The organism is Aeromicrobium alkaliterrae (genome assembly GCF_039529015.1).
GTDB lineage: Bacteria > Actinomycetota > Actinomycetes > Propionibacteriales > Nocardioidaceae > Aeromicrobium > Aeromicrobium alkaliterrae.
In genome coordinates, this window is the sequence record NZ_BAAAME010000002.1 from 758471 (window position 1) to 780194 (window position 21724).

The window sequence follows — 21724 nt, forward strand, 5'->3', positions numbered from 1 at the left end:
GCGGGACGCTCAGTCCTGCTTGCGGTTCGCCTCGCGCTCGGCCAGCGCAGCGGCCTCCTCGGCCTCCTGCTCCGGCGTGCGCTCGGTGCCGTCGGGGTTGAGCCCGGCCCGCACGCGGCGACCCGAGACCGTCAGGCTGACGATCGCGGTGATCGACAGCGTGCCGACGATGACGCCGAGGCTGAGCAGCGTCGGGATCTCCGGGACCGGCACGTGCTCGCCGCCGTTGATGAACGGCAGCTCGTTCTCGTGCAGGGCGTGGAGCAGCAGCTTGACGCCGATGAACGCCAGCAGGAACGACAGGCCCTGCGACAGGTAGATCAGGCGCTTCAGCAGGTCACCCAGCAGGAAGTACAGCTGACGCAGACCCATCAGGGCGAACACGTTGGCCGTGAAGACCAGGTACGGCTCCTTGGTGAGGCCGTAGATCGCCGGGATCGAGTCCAGCGCGAACAGCAGGTCCGTCGTGCCCAGCGCGATGATCACCAGGAACATCGGCGTGATGGCGCGCTTGCCGTTCTCCCGGATGACGAGCTTGAGGCCGTCCCACTGCTCCGAGACGTTGAAGCGCTTGCGCGCGAACTTCACGACCGCGTTGTCGCCGTCGTCGTCGTGGTTCGTGTCCGCCACGAGCTTGACTGCGGTGTAGATCAAGAAGGCACCGAACAGGTAGAAGACCCACGAGAAGTTGTTGATCGCGACGGCGCCCAGGGCGATGAAGATGCCGCGGAAGACGATCGCGATGATGATGCCGACCAGCAGGGCCTCCTGCTGGTACTTCCTCGGCACCTTGAAGCTGGCCATGATGATGAGGAAGATGAACAGGTTGTCGACCGAGAGGCTGTACTCGGTCAGCCATCCGGCGAAGAACTGCAGACCGTAGTCCTCGTCCTTGCCGGGCCCGTCGTGGAAGTAGATGACCCACAGGCCGAAGGCGATCGCCATCGAGACGTAGATGCTCAGGTAGATCGAGCACTCCTTGATGGAGGGCTCGTGCGGCTTCCGCGCGACGATGACGATGTCGAACAGCAGCACCGCGATCGTGACGCCGATCGTGATGCTCCACTCGAGCGTAGAGACGTTCAAGGTGTGATCCTCCGGTTGAGCTGACCGGAGGTCTCTTCCGCCGCCTCACGGGCGACCCACCTGCCGGACCGCAAGGGCGCGATCGTGATGACGAACAGGTGGCTGGGGAGTACTCCCCTCCGCGGAGCATTCTGACAGGCCCGGTGGAACGGGGCGAATCGAGACACGCCCACCGGGCCGCAGACGTGCAGCTCAGGCGGTCGTGACCTCGTCGATCGCGCCCGTGGCGACGTCGAACACGAAGCCGCGCACGTGGTCCTTCTTCGGCACGAACGGGCTGGCCTTGATCCGGTTGATGCCCTGCACGACGTCAGCGGCGGCGTCGGGGAAGGCCTCGGCCGACCAGCTGGGTCGGATGCCGGTCTCGGCCTCGATGCCCTGACGGAACTCGTCGTCGCTGAAGGTGACCATGCCGCAGTCGGTGTGGTGCACCAGGACGATCTCCTCCGTGCCGAGCAGGCGCTGGCTGATCGCGAGCGAGCGGAGCGCGTCCTCGGTCACCACACCACCGGCGTTGCGGATCACGTGGGCGTCCCCCTCGGCGATGCCGAGGATCTTCGCCGGGTCCAGGCGTGCGTCCATGCAGGCGACGACGGCGACCTTGCGGGCGGGCGGGAGCGGGAGCGGGCCGTCGAAGCCCTGCTGGTAGGCCTTGTTGGCCTCGACGAACTCGTCGGTGGTGGTCATGGTTCCTCCGGAACGTGGGGGGGGTGGTACCCCCACCGTGCCCCTGATCCCCGTGCTCGGACCGCCGTGTCAGCGGGCAAGACGATCGGCTGGACGACGACATCCGTGCTACCGGCCAACCCGTTCATACCCTGGCGCGCATGAATCACCCATCCCACCGCACCCAGGAGGAGCGGACGGCACACACCCGCGGTCGCATCATCGACGCAGCGATCACCTGCCTGCAGGAGCGAGGCTACGGTGCGACCTCCGTTGGTGCCGTCCAGGCGCAGGCCGGAGTGGCTCGCGGCACCCTCCTGCACCACTTCCCGACCCGTGCGTCCCTCATGGCAGCCATCGGCGAGCACGCCGTGGACCAGCGGCTCGAGCTGCTGACGGCCGACGTGACGCCGGGCGAAGACCCGTGGGACGTCGTGGTCGAGCTGGTCTGGCGCGACTTCCAGTCAGCGACGTCGGCCGCCGTGTTGGAGCTCTGGGTCGCTGCTCGTACCGATCCGTCACTGCGCGACGCACTGCTGCCGGCGCAGGAGCGCCTGGTCGTCGGCTTCACCGAGCGGGTCAGCGAGCTGCTCGGCACCAACGACGATCCACGCGTGCCGACGCTCCTGCTGCTCACGATCGATCTGCTGACCGGCAGCGCGATGACCAGCATCCTGGTCGACCCGGAGCAGATGGCTCAACGGGTCGGGACCTGGCGGCGGACGTTGCCGGTGCTGGCCCGCACCGCCGCTGCACTCTAGGCATCGGCGGCGATCATGCCGCGCAGCTCCTTCTTGAGGTCGCCGATCTCGTCGCGCAGGCGAGCCGCGACCTCGAACTGCAGGTCGGCGGCCGCCGCGTGCATCTGCTCGCTGAGCGACTCGATGAGCGCGGCGAGGTCGGCGGACGGGAGGTCGGCCAGCGAGGCGGTGTGCTCCCCCAGCGGCACCGCGGCACCCTTGCGGCGCCGGTCGCCCGTGGCGGCGAGCAGCCGGTCGGTGTCGGCGTCCTCGCGGGCCAGCATGTCGGTGATGTCGCCGATCTTCTTGCGCAACGGCTGCGGATCGACGCCGTGCGCGAGGTTGTAGGCGACCTGCTTCTCGCGCCGTCGGTTCGTCTCGTCGATCGCCAGCGCCATCGAGTCGGTGATGCGGTCGGCGTACATGATGACCTGACCGGAGACGTTGCGCGCCGCGCGACCGATGGTCTGGATCAGCGAGCGCCCCGACCGCAGGAAGCCCTCCTTGTCGGCATCGAGGATCGCCACGAGGCTGACCTCGGGAAGGTCGAGGCCCTCACGCAGCAGGTTGATGCCGACCAGGACGTCGTACTCGCCCATGCGCAGCTCGCGCAGCAGCTCGACGCGGCGCAGCGTGTCGACCTCGCTGTGCAGGTAGCGCGTGCGGATGCCGGCCTCGACGAGGTAGTCGGTGAGGTCCTCGGACATCTTCTTGGTCAGCGTGGTGACCAGGACGCGCTCGTTGCGCTCGACGCGCTCGCGGATCTGGGTGATCAGGTCGTCGATCTGCCCCTTGGTGGGCTTGACGACGACCTCGGGGTCGATCAGGCCGGTGGGCCGGATGATCTGCTCGACGAACTCGCCCTTGGCCTGCTCCATCTCGTACGTGCCGGGCGTGGCCGACAGGTAGACGGTCTGGCCGGTGCGCTGCAGGAACTCGTCCCACGTGAGGGGGCGGTTGTCCATCGCACTGGGCAGCCGGAAGCCGTGCTCGACCAGGGTGCGCTTGCGGGACATGTCGCCCTCGTACATCGCGCCGATCTGCGGCACGGTGACGTGCGACTCGTCGAGGACCAGCACGAAGTCCTCGGGGAAGTAGTCGAGGAGGCAGTTGCCGGGGCTGCCGGGCTCGCGGGCGTCCATGTGCCGCGAGTAGTTCTCGATGCCGTTGCAGGTGCCGATCTGCTGCATCATCTCGAGGTCGTAGGTCGTGCGCATGCGCAGGCGCTGCGACTCGAGCAGCTTGCCCTCGCCGTCGAGCTCGGCCAGGCGCTCGTCGAGCTCGGTCTGGATCGTGCCCATCGCGCGCTGCATCGTGCTGGAGCCCACCGCGTAGTGGGTGGCGGCGCCGACGTACAGCTCGTCGTCCTCGCTCAGGACCTCACCGGTGAGCGGGTGCAGCGTCATAAGGCGCTCGATCTCGTCGCCGAAGAACTCGACCCGTACCGCGAGCTCCTGGTACACGGGGAAGATGTCGACCGTGTCGCCCTTGACGCGGAACGTGCCACGCGTGGAGGCGACGTCGTTGCGGACGTACTGCGCCTGCACGAGGGTGCGCAGCAGCTGCTCGCGCGGCATCTCCTCGCCGACCTTGAACCCGATCATGCGGTCGAGGTACTCCTGGGCCGAGCCGAGGCCGTAGATGCACGAGACCGTGGCGACCACGATGACGTCGCGGCGGGTCAGCAGCGACCAGGTGGCGGAGTGGCGCAAGCGCTCCACCTCCTCGTTGATCGAGGAGTCCTTCTCGATGTAGGTGTCGGTCTGGGGCAGGTACGCCTCGGGCTGGTAGTAGTCGTAGTACGAGACGAAGTACTCGACCGCGTTGTCGGGGAAGTACTCGCGCAGCTCGGTGGCGAACTGCGCCGCCAGGGTCTTGTTGGGCAGCATGACCAGGACCGGGCGCTGCAGCTTCTCGGTGAGCCAGGCCACCGTCGCGGTCTTGCCCGTGCCCGTGGCGCCGAGCAGGACGTTGTGGCGCTCACCTGCGTCGATGCGCTTCTCGAGCGCGGCGATGGCCGCCGGCTGGTCGCCCGCAGGCTGGTAGTCGGAGACGACGTGGAACGGCGCCACCTGGCGGCTGAGCTCGGAGACAGGCCTCATGCCCTTGAGCCTACGACCGACCACCGACAGGACCCAGCGGGCGACGGATCGTTAGGGTGACCCGCATGGGAGTCGACGAGAGGCGCGCAGCGCGGAGGCGCGAGATCATCGCCGCCACGCGGGCGCTCTTCGACGAGCGCGGCGTGCGCGACGCGCAGATCGAGGACATCGCGCGGGCCGTCGGCATCAACCGCGCCATCATCTACCGGCACTTCTCCAGCAAGGAGGAGCTGTTCGCGGTCACGCTCGTGGAGTACCTGCACGAGCTCGAGGCCGCCTTCGCCGCAGGCGTCGACCCGTCCGACCCGCCGCGACGACGCCTCGCCTCGATCGTCGCCGCGTTCTTCGACTACGGCGTCGCCCACCCGGCGTTTGTCGACTGCGCCCAGACGCTGCTGCGCCGCCGCGGCACCGAGCTGCAGCAGGAGGTCGGCGACGCGGTGCTGATCGAGCTCGGCACGGCCATCAGCGCCTGCCTCGCCCACCTGGTCACGACGTTGACCGAAGGCACCGACGCCGGGGACTTCCGGGTCACGGACCCCTCGCTGGTCGCCAACGTGCTCTACGCGCAGGGCCTCGGCGCGCTGAACCTGGCCCACCTGCAGTGGTCGATCCGCGAGCACAACACCGGCATGCCGGTCGTCGACGACGTCGCCTCCGACACCCTGCGCACCCTGCTGGTCCACGGCGCCCTGGCCATGGCCACGGGCTCCAGTCCACGCCCCGCCTGACCCACCCCACCCCGCCCGGGGCGGTGAGCGAGGGACGTGTCGCTGGCTCACCGCTCGCCGGGGTGAGGGACAAGCGGCACGGACAGGGAGCCGGGCTGGACGAGGTCTGATGCGTTGCGGCTGCCCCAGCGACCGAAAAGCATCAGACCCGGTCCGTGCCAAGGCAGGTCTGATGCCTTCCGGCTGCCCTGGCAACCGCAAAGCATCAGGCCCGGTCACCCGACGGTCGGCGCACGCCCGGCTCGTCCGTCCATGCCCGCTTGTCCCCCGCCCCGGGTAGAGGAACCCCCGGGACGGCCGGACGGCCGAACCGGGGGTTCCTCAGCAGTGCGAGAGGCTCAGCTCTCCAGGATCGCGACGACGCCCTGGCCGCCGGCGGCGCAGATCGAGATCAGGCCGCGCTTGCCCGGGCCGGCCTCGTGCAGCAGCTTCGCCAGGTTGGCGACGATGCGGCCACCGGTCGCGGCGAACGGGTGCGCCGCGGCGAGCGACGAGCCCTTGACGTTGAGCTTGGTGCGGTCGATCGAGCCCAGCGGGACGTCCAGGCCCAGCTTGTCCTGGCAGAACTCCGGCGACTCCCAGGCCGCGAGGGTCGAGAGCACCTGGCCCGCGAACGCCTCGTGGATCTCGTAGTAGTCGAAGTCCTGCAGCGTCAGGCCCTGGCGGGCCAGCAGGCGCGGCACGGCGTAGGCGGGCGCCATCAGCAGGCCCTCGGAGCCGCTGACGTAGTCGACCGCGGCGGTCTCGTAGTCCACGAAGTACGCCTGGACCTCCCAGCCACGCTTGGCGGCCTCATCCTCGGAGGCGAACAGCGCGACCGACGCGCCGTCGGACAGCGGCGTGGAGTTGCCGGCCGTCATCGTGGCCTCATCACCGAGCTGCTTGCCGAAGACCGGCTTGAGCTTGGCGAGCTTCTCGACCGTCGAGTCGGGACGCAGGTGGTTGTCCTTCGTGACGCCGTTGAACGGCGTCACGAGGTCGTCCTGCCAGCCCGCGTCCCACGACGCGGCCAGGTTCTGGTGCGACGTCGCGGCCAGCTCGTCCTGCGCCTCGCGCGTGATCTTCCAGGCGTGGGTCGTGATGGCCTGGTGGTCGCCCATCGAAAGGCCCGTGCGCGGCTCGGCGTTGCGCGGCTGGTCGGGCGCCAGGTACGACGGACGGATCTTCGTCAGGAGCTTCACGAGCCCCTTCTTGTCACCCTTGGCCGAGAGCTGGTTGGCCTCGATCAGGATCTTGCGGAGCTTGTCGTTGACCGCGAGCGGCGCGTCCGACGTGGTGTCGGTGCCGCCGGCGATGCCGGTCTCGATCTTGCCGAGCGCGATCTTGTCGGCCACGACGAACGCGGCCTGCAGACCCGTGCCGCACGCCTGCTGCAGGTCGGTGGCGGGCGTCTCGGGCGACAGCTTCGAGCCGAGCACGGTCTCGCGCGTCAGGTTGAAGTCGCGGGCGTGCTTGAGCACCGCGCCGGCGACGACCTCGCCGATCCGCTCGCCCTCGAGGCCGAACCGCTCCACCAGGCCGTCCAGGGCCGCAGTGAGCATGTCCTGGTTCGAGACGTTGGTGTAGACCGTGTTGCTGCGCGCGAACGGGATCCGGTTGCCACCGATGACCGCGACGCGGCGCACACGCTGGGCGTCGTCGGCCGCGGGCGCGGTGGCGACGGCGGTGTCCGTCACGGTGGCCTTCTCGGCGACCGGGCTGGCCGCCTTGGCCGGAGCCTTCTTCGCGGGCGCCTTCTTCGCAGGTGCCTTCTTCGCGGGGGTCTTCTTCGCGGGCGTGGTGTCAGCCATTGGCGGGACTCCTCGGGTGTGGTCGATGATGGTTCCCGAACGTGACGTGTGCCTCGTCGGAGCAGAGTGGACCGGTGTTGTCACACGAGGTTACAGTCAGGTGTCGCATTCAGATACCACCGGTATTCGAGAGATAGGACACACCCCGTGAGCGATCGTTACCAGGATCTCGCGCACAACCCCGTCGGCAAGTTCCTCGTGAAGAACCTGGGCCTGCCCAACCCGCCGTACCTCGACCGGTACTCCGGCGGCGCGCTCGTGAAGGGCAGCGTCCTCACGGGCAGCGCGACGAGCGGCGCGAAGGCCGGATCGGTCGCCAAGGAGGTCACCGCCGCGCTGAAGGCCTACGGCATCGACGCGACCGGCGTCCGCGCCGACGGCAAGAAGTACAAGGGCCTGGTCTTCGACGCGACCGGCATCGACTCCGCCGCGGGCCTCGTGGCGCTGCAGGAGTTCTTCACGCCCGTCCTGCGCCAGCTCGCCGGCAGCGGCCGCGTCGTCGTGATCGGCTCGCTGCCCGAGGAGGCCGCCACCGAGAGCGCCGCGATCGCCCAGCGCGCGCTCGAGGGCTTCACGCGCTCGCTCGGCAAGGAGATCGGCGGCGGCTCCACCGCCAACCTGGTCTACGTCGCCGCTGGCGCCGAGAAGACGCTCGGCTCCACGCTCGGCTTCCTCCTCTCCCCCAAGTCGGCCTACGTGTCGGGCCAGGTCGTCCGCCTCGGCACGACCGGCATCACCAAGGTCGCCCCGGTCAAGGACGTCACGAAGCCGCTCGCCGGCAAGGTCGCCCTCGTGACGGGGGCCTCGCGCGGTCTGGGCGAGGCTGACATGCGCACGCTCGCCCGTGACGGCGCGACCGTGATCGGTCTGGACGTCCCGCCGCTCGCCGACGACCTCAAGGCGCTCGCGGAGGAGCTCGGCGGCGGCTACATCGTCGGCGACATCACGTCGGCCGACGCCCCCGCGCAGATCGCCGAGTACATCAAGACCCACCACGGCGGCGTCGACATCATCGTCCACAATGCCGGCATTACCCGCGACAAGCGCCTGCGCAACATGAAGCCCGAGAACTGGCAGCTCGTCGTCGAGATCTCGGTCGGCGCCCCGCAGCGCATCACCGACCACCTGATCGAGGCCGGACTCGTGAACCGCGGCGGCACCGTGATCGGCATCGCCTCGATCGCCGGCATCGCGGGCAACAACGGCCAGACGAACTACGCCTCGGCCAAGGCCGGTGTGATCGGCTGGATCCAGTCGCTCGCCAAGCGTGTGGCCGACCAGGGCATCACGGCCAACGTCATCGCCCCCGGGTTCATGGAGACCGAGATGGTCAAGACGATCCCGCTCGGCATCCGCGAGGCCGGCCGCCGGATGAACTCGATGTCGCAGGGCGGTCTGCCGGTCGACGTCGCCGAGGCGATCGCCTGGCTCTCCAGCCCGGGCTCGGCCACGGTCAGCGGCAACGTCATCGGCGTCAACGGCCAGATGCTGCTCGGAGCCTCCTGACATGGGAGAGAAGGTCTTCACGCAGGCGCCGTCGACGCTGCCGCTGATGCTCAAGGCGGCGCTGCCGGCCATCCCCGTGGTCGGCAACCTGCCGGGCGTCAAGCACGCCTCCGGCGGCGCTCCGGACCTGACGCTGCGCCGCAGCGGCGTCACGACCGACGCCGACCACCTGGAGCGGTACCGCGAGGTGTGCGGCTTCGGCCGCGGCGAGGCGCTGCCGGCGACCTACCCGCACATGGCGGCCTTCGGGCTGCACATGTCGCTGATGACCGACACGTCCTTCCCGTTCGCGCCGATGGGCCTGGTCCACCTGCGCAACGCGATCACGCAGCACCGTCCGATCACGGCCGACGAGACGTTCGACGTCTCCGTGCGGGCTGCCGACCTGCGACCGCACCCCAAGGGTCGTCTGATCGACCTGCTGACCGACGTCACCGTGGACGGCGAGACGGTCTGGAGCGAGGTCACGACCCTGTTCGCCCGCGGTCGTGGCGGCTCCCCCGAGACGACCGAGGCGCCGCTGGAGGGAGTCTCGGTGCCCAGCGGCGTCGTGCACTGGAAGCTCGCGGGCAACCTGGGTCGTCGGTACGGCGCGGTCTCGGGTGACCGCAACCCGATCCACCTGTACCCGCTGACCGCGAAGGCGTTCGGGTTCCCCACGAACATCGCGCACGGCATGTGGACCAAGGCCCACGCCCTGGCCGCGCTCGCCAACCGGCTGCCCGACGCCTACCGCGTCGACGTGGAGTTCAAGAAGCCCGTCCTGCTCCCGGCCACGGTCGTGTTCGGGTCGCGCTCGGTGGGCGACACCACGGAGTTCGGCGTCGTCGGCGCTCGCAAGCCGGTGCCGCACATGGTCGGACGCGTCACGCCCCTCGGCTGAGCGCTGCTGTAACTCTGCGTCTACTGTGTCGTTGGTCACGCTGACACGGAGGTCACAGATGCGTCTCTTCACGGCCGCAGCACTCACGGCTGCCGCGCTCGTCGCTCCCGCGGCGGCGACCGCGGCTCCCCCGGCCGCAGCACCGCTCGCCGCGGAGCAGGTCGCGCCCACCGACTCGGGGTGGGAAGCGCGGCCCGAGGACTATCCCTCGACCGCGACCGAGGTCGACCTCCAGATCCCGACCTCCGACGGCACGGTGCTGCTGGCCGACCTCAAGCGTCCGGTCGACGCCGACGGCCAGGTCGTCCAGACGCCGCTTCCCGTCGTCGTGACCATCACGGCCTACAGCAAGACCGCGATCGGGAGCCCGGCCGGCGCGACGCTGGGCGGAGCCGCGCCCGACTACCTCGTGCAGCGCGGCTACACCCAGCTCACGGTCGACGCCCGGGGCACCGGCGGCTCGGGCGGGACCTGGCAGGTGTTCGGCGAGCGCGAGCAGCTGGACTCCAAGGAGATCGTCGAGTGGGCCGCGCAGCAGCCGTGGAGCGACGGCGCCGTCGCGATGTCCGGGCCGTCCTACATGGGCATCAGCCAGCTGTTCGCCGCGGGCCAGCAGCCCGAGGGGCTGAAGGCGATCTTCCCGCAGGTGCCCGGCGGCGAGGTGTACCGCGACGTCGTGGCCTCCGGCGGCCAGCTCGACACGGGGTTCATGCCGCTGTGGCTCGGTCTGGTCAACCTGACGGGCCTCGTGCCGTCGACGTCGCCCCAGGCCGTCGAGAACCTCGTCACCCACCTGGTCGGCAACGGCGCGTCCTCGCTCCAGCTGCTGCTCGAGGCCGCGCTCGGCGGCCCCCAGGCGTACGACGGCGCGTTCTACGAGGAACGCAGCACGCTGACCAGGTCGGTGCCGAACATCGACGTGCCGACGTTCCTCATCGGCGGCGAGTACGACCTGTTCCAGCGCGGGACGCCCCTCATCTACCAGGCCCTGCGCGAGCGCGGCGTTCCCGTCAAGATGATCCTGGGCCCCTGGGACCACCTGCAGGGCTCCAGCGGCAGCGAGGTGCCCGAGGCCGGTCTGGGCACGCTGTCGGAGCTGCAGCTCCGCTGGTTCGACCACTACGTCAAGGGCATCGCCGACCCGGCGCTCGACAGCGACATCCCGAGCTTCACGTACCACGAGCTCGGATCGGGAGAGTGGAAGTACCGCGACTCCTACCTGAGCGACCAGAGCGCCGCGTCCTTCAAGCTGTCGGGCTCCTCCACGACGCTGGGCGGCGCGAACGGCGTCCTGACGCAGGGCGAGGTCGTCGCCGGGTCGTCGCAGATCCTGCCGATCCCGGTCGCCGGGCTCTGCTCCCGCAGCACCTCGCAGTGGACCGCCGGCGTGCTCAACCTGATCGGTGCCTGGGAGACCTGCAACCAGAACGCCGCGCTCAACGACATGACCGGCGTCGTGTTCGAGACCGCGCCCCTGACCAGCGACCTGGAGGTCCTGGGACCGATCAATGCACGGTTCTACACCTCGAGCACGACCGGCGACGGCCTGCTGTCGGTCAGCGTCTCCCGCGTGACCCCGGACGGCGTGGTCGACCGGCTCACCGGGGGCTGGCAGGTCATCTCCCAGGCCGAGCTGGACGAGTCGCGGTCCGTGACGCTCGACGGCGAGATCATCCAGCCGTGGCACCCGTTCACGCAGGAGTCGCGCCGCGTGCTCGCTCCAGGCGAGATCGTTCCCGTGGACGTCGAGGTCTTCCCCACGGGCGCCGTGATCAGCGAGGGCGACCGCCTCCGGGTCTCGGTGCAGTCCTTCGACACCCCGCACCTGCTGTCGCCCCTGACCAACGTGGCAGGACAGCTCGGCGTCATCACGATCCACAACGATGCCGAGCACCCCTCACGCCTCACGCTGCCGACGCTGGGGTCGACGGGCTCGGAGAACGCAGCCGCCGAGGCGGCGGTGCTCGACGACGTCCGCTCCGCGCTCGAGGCGGCGGACGCCTCCACGACCGACGACACCGGCCCGGGCTACGACGGCGGCGACGTCACCGACGCGCCCGAGGGCGAGACCAGCGAGTCCTTCGTGCCCGGGTACACCGCGACGTCGGCGACCACGACGAGCCGGGAGCAGCCCGGCAGCCCGATGGTGTGGGTCCTGCTGGTCCTCGCGACGGGGCTCGTGCTCGCGTCGTCGGCGCGGACCTACGTCCGTCGTCGCCCGGTCGACTGACATCCGGCGCACTAAACCAGTACATCCGTACAAGAAAGTTGCTCGGAAGCCGTGACCCGGGTCACAGGCGCGCGTTGAACCTGGCGTGAACCCCTTGCGCCGCGCCTCCCTGATCGTCGCCGCCGTGGGCCTGCTGGCCCCGTTCCTGGTGGTCACGAGCTCGTCGCCGGCCCTCGCCGACACCGCGACCGAGCAGATCCGCTTCACGACGTCCGACGGCGTGCAGCTGCAGACGACCCTGACCGGACCCGGGCCGATCACGGCCCGTCCCACCGTCATCGAGTTCACGCCGTACGGCCCCGGCAGCGCGACCTTCACGCCGGACGAGAACTACAACCACCTGCTGGTGCAGCTGCGCGGCACGGGTTCCAGCTCCGGCTCGTTCGACGCCCTCGGCCCGCGCAGCCAGCAGGACGTCTCCGAGACCCTGCAGTGGGCCTGCCAGCAGCCGTGGAGCAACGGGCGACTCGGCCTGCACGGGTTCTCCGCCAGCGCGATCATCGTCTACAACTCGATGCACCTGGAGCTGCCGTGCGTCGACACCGCGACACTGCGGTCGGGAACGTTCGAGCTCTACCGCGACCTGCTGGTGCCCGGCGGCGTGAGCAACATCGTGCCCGGCGCCGCCGTGATCCTCGGCATCGGCGGGCTGGCCCTGATGCAGGGCCCGAACCGACTCGCGACCGACCCCCTCGCGTCGGTAGACGCGATCGTCGGCCTGCTCGACAGCGGCGTGCAGGCCGGGCTCCTGCACCCGACGCTCGACGCCTTCTGGCGCGACCGCGGCTTCCGCGGCGACGCCAACGACCTGCCGATCCTCGCGGTCAACGGCATCTTCGACGTCGAGTCGCGCGGCGCCTTCGAGGGGTACCAGGAGCTGCGTGACAACGGCTCCCACCTGCTGCTGGCCGGCGGCCACGACGGCTACCCGGCGGGCACCGACGGAGGTCAGGCCGACATGCAGGCCTGGTTCGACCACTACCTGCGCGACATCGACAACGGGATCACCGACGAGCCGGCCGTTCAGCTGACGCTGTCGGACGGCGACCGCGAGGACATGCTGGCCGGTCAGCTCCTGCACCGGGACGCGACCGACTGGCCGGTCCCGGGCACCACCTGGGAGGCGTTGAACCTCGACGCGACCAGCAGCGGCACGGCGCACACCCTCAACGACGGAAGCCTCACGTTCGGCCCGGCGAAGCAGGCAGGTCCGCAGACCTACGTCCCGCTCCCCACCAACCCGCTCGCCACCGACTCCCCCACGGCGAGCCTGCTCGGCGTGGCGGGGCTCAACATGCTGACGGCGGCGATCCCCGGCCTGAACGACATGAACGGTCTGATCGGACTGCCAGGCTTGAGCTACACCTCGCCGGCGCTCGCCGAGGACGTCGTCGCAGCAGGCCCGGCCTCGCTCGAGGTCAACCTGTCGACGACCTCCCCGGAGACGGCGATCTGGGCCGTGGTCTCCGACGTCCATCCCGACGGGACGGCGCACCCGTTGACCGTCGGTCGCCTGCTCTCCTCGTTCCCTGACATCGTCGAGGAGAAGTCGCTGAAGGACGAGAACGGCACGGTCGTGCAGCCCTACGGCGACTACAGCACCAAGACACCGCTGGCCGGCTTCCTGGCCCCCCGCCTGTACCAGGTCGAGCTCTGGCCGATCGCCAACCGGTTCAAGGAGGGACACCGCATCCGGCTCGACATCGTGGGCGCCTCGGCGTTCTCGCTGCCCACGATCCCGGGCATCAACACGGTCAACGTCGGCGGGACGAGTGGCTCGCGCCTGCTCTTCCCGGTGCTGCCCGAGAGCGACCTGAGCGCGGCGCTGCCCGCTCCCGCTGCCGTCGCACCGCCAGCGGTTGTCGCACCGCCGGCTGCACCTGCGGCGCAGCCGACTGCGTCGACTCCCCCGGCGGCGCCCGTCGCGGCGGTCCTGACGTCGCTGCTGAAGACGGTGGGCGGCCTCGTCCCGGGACTCGGGTCCCTGCTGGGTCGCCGCTAGACCTGGCGGATCAGGCCCTCCTGGGCCACCGTCGCGACGAGGGTGCCGTCCGCCTGGAAGACCCGGGCGGTGCTGAGACCGCGGGCCCCGGAGGCCGACGGCGAGGACTGGTCGTAGAGCAGCCACTCGTCGACCGCGACCGGGCGGTGGAACCAGATCACGTGGTCGAGCGAGGCGGGCTGCAGCTTCGGTGAGCCGATGTAGACCCCGTGCGGCACGAGCGACGCCCCGAGCAGGCTCAGGTCGCTGATGTACGTGAACGCGGCGTTGTGGATCAGGCGGGAGTCCGGCAGCTGACCGGACGCGCGGAACCACAGACGCTGGACCACGAGACGGCCCGACAGATCACGCTGGGCCTCGTCGCGGTTGTCGCCCACGTAGCGCAGGTCGAAGGACGACCACTCCTTGGCCCACCGCTCGTAGTACTCGTCGCCACGGGCGCGCACGATGTCGCCGAGCGGGATCGCGTCGTCCGGCGACGGCACGGCCGGCATCGGGTCCTGGTGGTCGAAACCGGGCTCGGTGACCTGGAACGACGCGGTCATGTAGAAGATGATCTTGCCGTGCTGGCGTGCGGCGACCCGCCTGGTGGTGAAGGAGCCGCCGTCGCGCACGTTCTCGACGTCGTACACGATCGGGATGCTCGGGTCGCCGCCCAGGATGAAGTAGATGTGCAGCGAGTGCAGGTGCCGGTCCTCCGGCACGGTGTGCTGCGCGGCCACGACGGCCTGCGCTGCGACCTGCCCGCCGAAGACTCGCTTCAGCATCGAGCTGGCCGGCTGGCGGCCACGGAACAGACCCACCTCGAGCTGTTCGAGCTCGAGCAGGTCCAGCAGTTCAGTCAAGGAAGCAGGCACGACGCGATCCTAGCGAGAACGCGACCTACGAGTCGCCGTCCTTGCGCTGGCGCGCCAGGTACTGCTCGAACTGGCCGGCGAGCTCCTCCGCACTGGGCAGCTCCTCGTCGCTGGCGAGCAGCGACTGCGCGGCTCCGCGGGTGAACGCGTCGTACTGCTGCTCGAGGCCGCTGACGAGCTCGGAGCCGTGCTGGTCGGCGATCTGCTGCTCGATGTCGACCATCGTGCCGGCGTGGCGCTCGCGCAGCGGCGTCAGGTCGAGCTGGAGGCCGATGCGGTCGGTGACCGCCTCGAGCAGCACGACCGCGGCGCCCGGGTAGTCGACCTGGGCCAGGTAGTGCGGCACGTGCGCCACGTAGCCGGCGGCCTCGTGGCCCCACGACCCGAGTCGGTACTCGAGCATCGACTGCGCCGAGGACGGGACGACGAGCTCGGCCGACCACAGGTTCGTGCGGTCGATCAGCTCCGGCGACGTGCCGTGCGCCGTGACGAGCATCGGCCGCGTGTGGGGAACGCCCATGGGCACGGCGCCGAGGCTCAGGGTGAGGTCGATGTCGAGGTCGTCGACGACCTCGCGGACCTCGGCGGCGAACCGCTCCCACAGGAAGTCGGGCTCGGGGCCGGCCAGCACGTAGTACGGGCGGCCGGTGAGATCGTGCTCGCGCACCACGTCGAGGCGCGGCTCGTCGTAGTCGAGGTAGTGGTCGCGGTGGAACCGCAGCGTGGGACGGCGCGCCCGGTAGTCGAACATCGCGTCGATGTCGAAGGAGTGCATGATCTCGCCGTGCCCGGAGACCAGGTGCTCGGCGGCGATCCGCGGACCGCTGCCGGCGGAGAGGAAACCGTCGAGCGCGACGATCAGGACGTTCTGGTCGTCCACGGGGCCGGGCTCGCTGGAGAGGTCGTCGGGCAGGGTGACGCCATCGGGCGCCTTGTCTTCACGTCGTCGGGACCACTGCATCGTCAACCGCCCCTCAGTGGTCGCTATTCCCGGCGAGGCGGGCGAGCGTGGCGACGGTGTCGGCGGCCACCGCGGGGGCCGTCAGACCGAGGCGGTCGAGCAGGACGTCGCGCTTGGCGTGCGGCAGGAACTCCTGCGCGACGGCGTGCACGCGCACCGGGACGGGCAGACCGGCGTCGCTGACGGCCTGGAGGATCGTGGACCCGACGCCGCCCTGGCGACCGTTGTCCTCGACCGACACGACGAGGCGGTGCCGCGCGGCAAGGTCGAGGACCTCGGCGGGCAAGGGCTTGACCCAGCGGGGGTCGACGACGGTCGAGGCGATGCCCTCGGCGGCGAGCAGCTCGGCCGCGGCCACGGCGGTGCCGGCCATCGATCCGACGCCGACGAGCAGGACCTCGGGATCGTCGTCGCGGCGCAGGACGTCGACGACGCCGACCCGCTCGATCGCCTCGAGGTCCTCGGGCACGGCACCCTTGGCGAAGCGCACGACCGACGGGGCGTCGGTGATGTCGACGGCCTCACGCAGCGCCTCACGCAGGCGTGAGCCGTCGCGCGGCGCGGCCAGGTGCAGGCCTGGGACGAGCTGCATCAGCGAGAGGTCCCACATGCCGTTGTGGGAAGCACCGTCGTCGCCCGTGACGCCGGCCCGGTCGAGCACGAACGTGACCCCGCAGCGGTGCAGGGCGGTGTCGAGCAGGACCTGGTCGAAGGCTCGGTTCAGGAAGGTCGCGTAGATCGCCACGACGGGGTGCATGCCGCCCATCGCCAGGCCGGTGGCGCAGGTGACCGCGTGCTGCTCGGCGATGCCGACGTCGAAGACGCGGTCGGGGAACTTGTCGGCGAAGGCGTCGAGCCCGACGGGGTGGAGCATCGCGGCGGTGATGCCGACGATGTCGTCACGTCCGTCGGCGATGCGCACGATCTCGTCACGGAAGACCGAGGTCCAGCCGGCCGGGGCGACGGCGAGCGCGTCGCCGGTCTCGCGGTCGAACGGCACCGACTGGTGCATCTGGTCGTTCTCGTTGTCGACCGCGATGTCGTAGCCCTGGCCCTTGGTCGTCAGCACGTGCACGAGCACGGGTCCGGCGAAGCGCTTGGCCGAGGTCAGCGCCGTCTCGACCGCCGCGAGGTCGTGGCCGTCGACGGGACCGATGTACTTCATGCCCAGGTCCTCGAACATGCCCTGGGGGGCGAAGGCGTCCTTGACGCCCTTCTTGACGGCGTGCAGCGCCTCGTACGTCGCGGGGCCGATGGCTCCGCCGCGTCCGGTGAGTCGCTCCTTGATGGCCTGCAGCGTGGGCTCGTAGCCGGGGCTCGTGCGGATGCGTGTGAGCTTGTCGGCCAGGCCTCCGACGGTGGGCCGGTAGGAACGGCCGTTGTCGTTGACGACGACCACGAGGCGCCGGTCGCGGTGCGCCGCGATGTTGTTGAGCGCCTCCCAGGCCATGCCGCCCGTCAGCGCGCCGTCGCCGATGACCGCGACGACGTGCTGCTCGGAGCCCGTCTGCTCGTGGGCGCGGGCCAGGCCGTCGGCGTAGGACAGGCTCGTGGAGGCGTGCGAGTTCTCGACCCAGTCGTGCTCGGACTCGGACCGGGCGGGGTACCCCGACAGGCCGGTCTCGGTGCGCAGGCCGCCGAACTCGCGGGCGCGGCCCGTGAGCATCTTGTGGACGTAGGACTGGTGCCCGGTGTCCCAGACGACCTTGTCGGCGGGCGACTCGAAGACGCGGTGGATCGCGATCGTCAGCTCGACGACACCGAGGTTCGGGCCGAGGTGGCCGCCACGGGCGGCGACGGCGGCGATCAGGAGGTCGCGGATCTCCGACGCCAGCTGGTCGAGCTCGGTGGCGTCGAGATGCTCGAGGTCGCGCGGACCGGTGATCCCGGCAAGGAGACCCCGCGCGTCCAGTGAGGAGTCGTTCGCGGCCATTCGGTCAGTCTACCGAGCCACGCCCATCGCGCTGGGGCACCTCTAGTGGTAGCCGCCGCGCTCGTGGCGCAACGTGGGGACGTCGGTCAACGAGGCCGACTCGATCGTGAGCTCGTGCCGGACCGACCAGCCGGTCTCGTGGTCGGCCACGACGGCGACGCGGCAGCGGGCGACCGCCGCCGCATCGGTCAGCTCCGGACCGTGGTCGCCGTCGCGCCAGACCCCCAGCGTGAACGGGCCGCCGGGCGCCGGAGCGACCCCGGCGAAGGCCTCGGCCAGGTCGCGGTGGGGTGACGCCAGCAGGTTCACGACGCACGGGACCCCGTCCGCGAGCGCCTCGGCGAGGTCGGAGAGCGGATCGAGCATCACCAGCACCACGCCGGGCTCGCCGTCCACGACGAGCAGCGACGAGACCGTCAGGCCGGTGCGCTCGCGCCCGGAGCCGGTCGTCACGACCGCCACGCCGCTGGGCCACCGCCCCCGCAGACGCCGCACCGTCGACCGCTCGCCCTCCGGCGGGAGAAAAGGATGCTCCGAGTGAACCGTCACGACACCCATCCTCCCCCGGCACCGCTCGCGAGTGAATTCCCGCCCCGCGAGGAGAGAGAAACCGCCCCTCCGCGAGTGAGTTTCGGCCCCTGGGAGGGGCGGAAACTCACTCGCGAAGGGGCGGGAATCCACTCGCGAGCGGTAGTCCTCAGAGGAGGGAGCGGAGGACGTACGGCATGATGCCGCCGTTGCGGTAGTAGTTCGCCTCGCCGGGGGTGTCGATGCGGACGACCGCGTCGAACTCGACGTCGCCGGCCTTGACCTTGACCGTCTTGGGCGTGCGGCCCTCGTTGAGCTCGGTGATGCCCGTGAACTCAAAGGTCTCCTCGCCCGTCAGGCCCAGGCTCTCGGCGTTCTCGCCGGCTGGGTACTGCAGCGGGAGGACACCCATGCCGATCAGGTTCGAGCGGTGGATCCGCTCGTAGCTCTCGGCGATGACGACCTTGACGCCCAGGAGCGCGGTGCCCTTGGCGGCCCAGTCGCGCGACGAGCCCGAGCCGTACTCCTTGCCCGCCAGGACGACCAGCGGGATGTCCTTGGCCTGGTAGCTCTCCGAGGCCTCGAACACCGTCGTGACCTCGCCGTCGGTGCTGAAGTCGCGGGTGAAGCCGCCCTCCGTGCCCGGGGCGATCTGGTTGCGCAGGCGGATGTTGGCGAACGTGCCGCGGATCATGACCTCGTGGTTGCCGCGGCGCGAGCCGAGGGAGTTGAAGTCGCGGGGCTCGACGCCCTTCTCCATCAGGTACTTGCCGGCCGGGCTGTCCTTCTTGATCGCACCGGCGGGGCTGATGTGGTCGGTCGTGACCGAGTCGCCCAGCTTGAGCAGGACGCGGGCGCCGCTGAAGTCGGTGACCGGCGACGGCTCGAGCTGCATGCCGTCGAAGTACGGCGCCTTGCGGGCGTACGTCGAGTCCTCGTCCCAGGCGAACGTGTCGCCCTCGGGCGTCGGCAGGTTCTGCCAGCGCTCGTCACCGGCGAAGACGTCGGCGTACTCGTTGCCGAAGGTGTCAGCGGTGATGGAGCTCGCGATGACGTCCTCGACCTCGGCGGGCGTGGGCCAGATGTCCTTCATGTACACCGGGTTGCCGTCGGTGTCGGTGCCCAGCGGGTCGTTGAACAGGTCGACCGTCATCGAGCCGGCCAGGGCGTAGGCGATGACCAGCGGCGGCGAGGCCAGGTAGTTCATCTTGATGTCGGGGTTGATGCGACCCTCGAAGTTGCGGTTGCCCGACAGCACCGAGACGACCGCGAGGTCGCCCTCGTTGACGGCGGCCGAGACCTCGGGGATCAGCGGACCGGAGTTGCCGATGCAGGTCGTGCAGCCGTAGCCGACCAGGTTGAAGCCGAGCTTGTCGAGGTACGGCGTCAGACCGGACTTGTTGTAGTAGTCGGTGACGACCTTCGAGCCGGGCGCCAGCGTGGTCTTGACCCACGGCTTGCGGGACAGGCCCTTCTCGACGGCCTTCTTGGCCAGCAGCGCCGCGCCGATCATGACCGACGGGTTCGACGTGTTGGTGCACGACGTGATGGCCGCGATCGTGACGGCGCCGTGGTCGATCTCGAACGACGTGCCGTCCTCGAGCGTGACCGACTGCGGGTTGGCGCCCTCGGCGTAGGTCTTGACGGTCTCCTCGAAGGAGGAGGCCGCGACCGACAGCTCGACGCGGTCCTGCGGACGCTTCGGGCCGGCGATCGAGGGCACGACCGTGGAGACGTCGAGCTCGAGGTACTCGCTGTAGCGCGGCTCGTGGTCGGCGTCGTGCCACAGGCCCTGCGCCTTGGCATAGGCCTCGGTCAGGGCGATCTGCTCCTCGGAGCGGCCCGTGAGGCGCATGTACTTGGTGGTCTCGTCGTCGATCGGGAAGACCGCGATGGTCGAGCCGTACTCGGGGCTCATGTTGCCGATCGTGGCGCGGTTCGCCAGCGGCACCGCACCGACGCCCGAGCCGTAGAACTCGACGAACTTGCCGACGACACCGTGCTCGCGGAGCATCTCGGTGATCGTGAGCACGAGGTCGGTCGCGGTGGCGCCCTCGGGCAGCTCACCGGTCAGCTTGAAGCCGACGACGCGCGGGATCAGCATGCTGATCGGCTGGCCGAGCATCGCGGCCTCGGCCTCGATGCCGCCCACGCCCCAGCCGACGACGCCGAGGCCGTTGACCATCGTGGTGTGCGAGTCGGTGCCGACGCACGAGTCGGGGTACGCGACCTGGCCACCGTCGGTGTCCTTGGTGAAGACGACGCGCGCGAGGTGCTCGATGTTGACCTGGTGCACGATGCCGGTGCCCGGCGGGACGACCTTGAAGTTGTCGAACGCGCCCTGGCCCCAGCGCAGGAACTTGTAGCGCTCGCCGTTGCGCTCGTACTCGATCTCGACGTTGCGCTCGAACGCCTCGGGCGTGCCGAAGACGTCGGCGATGACGGAGTGGTCGATGACCATCTCGGCCGGCGCGAGCGGGTTGATCTTGGACGGATCGCCGCCGAGGTCGACCATCGCCTCGCGCATCGTGGCCAGGTCGACGACGCACGGGACGCCGGTGAAGTCCTGCATGATCACGCGCGCCGGCGTGAACTGGATCTCCTGGGTGGGCTCCGAGGACGGGTCCCACGCGCCGATCGCGCGGATGTCGTCGGCGGTGATGTCAGCACCGTCCTCGGTGCGCAGCAGCGCCTCCAGGAGGATCTTGAGGCTGAACGGGAGGGAGGCGACGTCGACGCCGTCACCCGTGACCGCGTCGAGGCGGTAGTAGTCGTACGCCGAGTCGCCGACCTGCAGCGATTCCTTGGCGTTGAAGCTGTCGACGGACATCTGACGCATCTCCTTGAGGCCGAGTTGATCCCATCCTGCCGCGCCTCGCGGTGTCGCCGCTCGCTCAGGTCAACCTAAGTCGGTGCGGTGGGTGGGACCTCGATTGTGTCTTGATATCAAGATACACGACGTCAAGACAGAATGCTCACCAGAGTCCGGGCATCTGGCCGATCAAGGGCCAGAGGAAGCTCAGGTACAGCACGAACACCGCCAGCACGCCGACCACGCCGAGCGCGTCGACCACCAGCAGCGCGGAGCGGTGCGACGGGGTCGTCGTGTCAATCGAGTCGACGACCGTCGTGCCCGACAGCCGGTCGGCCAGGCCGCGGTCGGTCGGCAGCAGCAGCGGCAGCAGGAGGACCAGCACCGCGACGTAGGCGAACGCGCCGACATGCCACGCCTCCGGGGTCAGGCGGCGGAGCACCGTGGGCAGCCCCACCGGGATGACGGCGAGCGCCAGGTCGAGCAGTCCCGCGACGACCAGCCCCCGCCAGAGGCCGCGGAGCCAGCCCACGGGGCGGCCCGTCCGCGTGTCGACGACCTGGATGCCGACGCGGTGCTTGCCGATGCTGTGGCCCCGCACGCCCTGGCGGATGCCGTTGTTCCAGAGCAGGAACAGCTCGGCCAGTACCAGACCGCTCAGGATCAGCCCGTCGGACAGGCTGACCGACCAGAAGGTCTCGGCCTCGTCGAGCACGAGCGTCGCGATCGCGTAGCCGAGGGCTCCGACCGAGAACACGGTGCAGAACACCAGAGCGTCCTGCAGCAAAGCGTCCCGTCGACGCTGGCGCAGGGTCAGCGGCGGCGCCTCGGCCTCGGCCTCGAGGTCGTCGGCGAGATCGCTCGTGCCGTTCGATCCGTCGCTCATCTCCCCATCAT

The 21724-nt window shown here is 70.0% G+C and carries 16 protein-coding genes; 6 read left to right on the plus strand and 10 right to left on the minus strand.

Features of this window, described 5'->3' with window-relative positions; all coding sequences use genetic code 11:
• Positions 1-9: 9 nt before the first annotated feature.
• Both ABD127_RS04955 and ABD127_RS04960 read right to left on the minus strand, forming a co-directional pair.
• Positions 10-1086 (minus strand): TerC family protein, encoded by a 1077-nt coding sequence (locus tag ABD127_RS04955; protein WP_344198337.1) that lies wholly within the window; start codon positions 1084-1086, stop codon positions 10-12.
• Between the two features lie 192 nt (positions 1087-1278).
• Positions 1279-1773: a beta-class carbonic anhydrase gene (locus ABD127_RS04960; RefSeq protein WP_344198339.1), complete on the minus strand. Its 495-nt coding sequence runs from the start codon at positions 1771-1773 to the stop codon at positions 1279-1281.
• Between the two features lie 140 nt (positions 1774-1913).
• On the opposite strand from ABD127_RS04960, the gene ABD127_RS04965 reads away from it, so the two are divergent.
• On the plus strand, positions 1914-2513 hold the full coding sequence (locus tag ABD127_RS04965) for a TetR/AcrR family transcriptional regulator (RefSeq protein WP_344198341.1): 600 nt from the start codon (positions 1914-1916) through the stop codon (positions 2511-2513).
• Here the strand turns inward: ABD127_RS04965 and uvrB are convergent.
• Positions 2510-4594, minus strand: a complete 2085-nt coding sequence (gene uvrB, locus ABD127_RS04970; RefSeq protein WP_344198342.1) for an excinuclease ABC subunit UvrB — start codon at positions 4592-4594, stop codon at positions 2510-2512. The genes ABD127_RS04965 and uvrB overlap by 4 nt on opposite strands.
• A 65-nt stretch (positions 4595-4659) precedes the next feature.
• Here uvrB and ABD127_RS04975 point away from each other — a divergent pair, with 65 nt between their 5' ends.
• Positions 4660-5325, plus strand: coding sequence for a TetR/AcrR family transcriptional regulator (locus tag ABD127_RS04975; protein ID WP_344198344.1), 666 nt, complete (start codon positions 4660-4662; stop codon positions 5323-5325).
• A 338-nt stretch (positions 5326-5663) separates the two neighbouring features.
• Here ABD127_RS04975 and ABD127_RS04980 read toward each other — a convergent pair whose 3' ends face one another.
• A complete protein-coding gene (locus ABD127_RS04980; RefSeq protein ID WP_344198346.1) occupies positions 5664-7115 on the minus strand; it encodes an acetyl-CoA C-acetyltransferase in 1452 nt (483 codons plus the stop codon).
• 147 nt (positions 7116-7262) lie between these two features.
• Between ABD127_RS04980 and ABD127_RS04985 the strand changes: the two genes are divergently transcribed.
• From ABD127_RS04985 to ABD127_RS05000, 4 genes are all read left to right on the plus strand, one after another.
• Positions 7263-8621, plus strand: coding sequence for a 3-oxoacyl-ACP reductase (locus ABD127_RS04985; RefSeq protein ID WP_344198348.1), 1359 nt, complete (start codon positions 7263-7265; stop codon positions 8619-8621).
• A gap of 1 nt (position 8622) precedes the next feature.
• Complete coding sequence (locus tag ABD127_RS04990; RefSeq protein ID WP_344198350.1) at positions 8623-9504, plus strand: MaoC family dehydratase; 882 nt, start codon at positions 8623-8625, stop codon at positions 9502-9504.
• 58 nt (positions 9505-9562) lie between these two features.
• Positions 9563-11734: a CocE/NonD family hydrolase gene (locus ABD127_RS04995; RefSeq protein WP_344198352.1), complete on the plus strand. Its 2172-nt coding sequence runs from the start codon at positions 9563-9565 to the stop codon at positions 11732-11734.
• Positions 11735-11819: 85 nt separating this feature from the next.
• Positions 11820-13736, plus strand: coding sequence for a CocE/NonD family hydrolase (locus tag ABD127_RS05000; RefSeq protein WP_344198354.1), 1917 nt, complete (start codon positions 11820-11822; stop codon positions 13734-13736).
• Here the strand turns inward: ABD127_RS05000 and ABD127_RS05005 are convergent.
• The 6 genes from ABD127_RS05005 to ABD127_RS05030 form a co-directional block, all read right to left on the minus strand.
• Positions 13733-14593: an acyl-CoA thioesterase gene (locus ABD127_RS05005; RefSeq protein ID WP_344198356.1), complete on the minus strand. Its 861-nt coding sequence runs from the start codon at positions 14591-14593 to the stop codon at positions 13733-13735. The genes ABD127_RS05000 and ABD127_RS05005 overlap by 4 nt on opposite strands.
• A 25-nt stretch (positions 14594-14618) precedes the next feature.
• Positions 14619-15554: a PAC2 family protein gene (locus ABD127_RS05010; protein ID WP_344198358.1), complete on the minus strand. Its 936-nt coding sequence runs from the start codon at positions 15552-15554 to the stop codon at positions 14619-14621.
• A 13-nt stretch (positions 15555-15567) separates the two neighbouring features.
• Positions 15568-17487, minus strand: a complete 1920-nt coding sequence (gene dxs, locus ABD127_RS05015) for a 1-deoxy-D-xylulose-5-phosphate synthase (RefSeq protein WP_344198360.1) — start codon at positions 17485-17487, stop codon at positions 15568-15570.
• Positions 17488-17529: 42 nt separating this feature from the next.
• Positions 17530-18036: a flavin reductase family protein gene (locus tag ABD127_RS05020; RefSeq protein WP_344198362.1), complete on the minus strand. Its 507-nt coding sequence runs from the start codon at positions 18034-18036 to the stop codon at positions 17530-17532.
• 148 nt (positions 18037-18184) lie between these two features.
• Positions 18185-20845 (minus strand): aconitate hydratase AcnA, encoded by a 2661-nt coding sequence (acnA, locus tag ABD127_RS05025; protein WP_344198364.1) that lies wholly within the window; start codon positions 20843-20845, stop codon positions 18185-18187.
• Positions 20846-20990: 145 nt separating this feature from the next.
• On the minus strand, positions 20991-21713 hold the full coding sequence (locus tag ABD127_RS05030; protein ID WP_344198366.1) for an RDD family protein: 723 nt from the start codon (positions 21711-21713) through the stop codon (positions 20991-20993).
• Positions 21714-21724: the final 11 nt, after the last annotated feature.

What these genes read in the sequence shown, in the direction of transcription:
- ABD127_RS04965 (WP_344198341.1), top strand. Translation starts at nt 1,914, where the DNA reads ATGAATCACCCATCCCACCGCACCCAGGAGGAGCGGACGGCACACACC.
- ABD127_RS05030 (WP_344198366.1), bottom strand. Translation starts at nt 21,713, where the DNA reads ATGAGCGACGGATCGAACGGCACGAGCGATCTCGCCGACGACCTCGAG.
- dxs (WP_344198360.1), bottom strand. Translation starts at nt 17,487, where the DNA reads ATGGCCGCGAACGACTCCTCACTGGACGCGCGGGGTCTCCTTGCCGGG.
- ABD127_RS04975 (WP_344198344.1), top strand. Translation starts at nt 4,660, where the DNA reads ATGGGAGTCGACGAGAGGCGCGCAGCGCGGAGGCGCGAGATCATCGCC.
- ABD127_RS05010 (WP_344198358.1), bottom strand. Translation starts at nt 15,554, where the DNA reads ATGCAGTGGTCCCGACGACGTGAAGACAAGGCGCCCGATGGCGTCACC.
- ABD127_RS04995 (WP_344198352.1), top strand. Translation starts at nt 9,563, where the DNA reads ATGCGTCTCTTCACGGCCGCAGCACTCACGGCTGCCGCGCTCGTCGCT.
- ABD127_RS04980 (WP_344198346.1), bottom strand. Translation starts at nt 7,115, where the DNA reads ATGGCTGACACCACGCCCGCGAAGAAGACCCCCGCGAAGAAGGCACCT.
- uvrB (WP_344198342.1), bottom strand. Translation starts at nt 4,594, where the DNA reads ATGAGGCCTGTCTCCGAGCTCAGCCGCCAGGTGGCGCCGTTCCACGTC.
- ABD127_RS04960 (WP_344198339.1), bottom strand. Translation starts at nt 1,773, where the DNA reads ATGACCACCACCGACGAGTTCGTCGAGGCCAACAAGGCCTACCAGCAG.
- ABD127_RS04990 (WP_344198350.1), top strand. Translation starts at nt 8,623, where the DNA reads ATGGGAGAGAAGGTCTTCACGCAGGCGCCGTCGACGCTGCCGCTGATG.
- acnA (WP_344198364.1), bottom strand. Translation starts at nt 20,845, where the DNA reads ATGTCCGTCGACAGCTTCAACGCCAAGGAATCGCTGCAGGTCGGCGAC.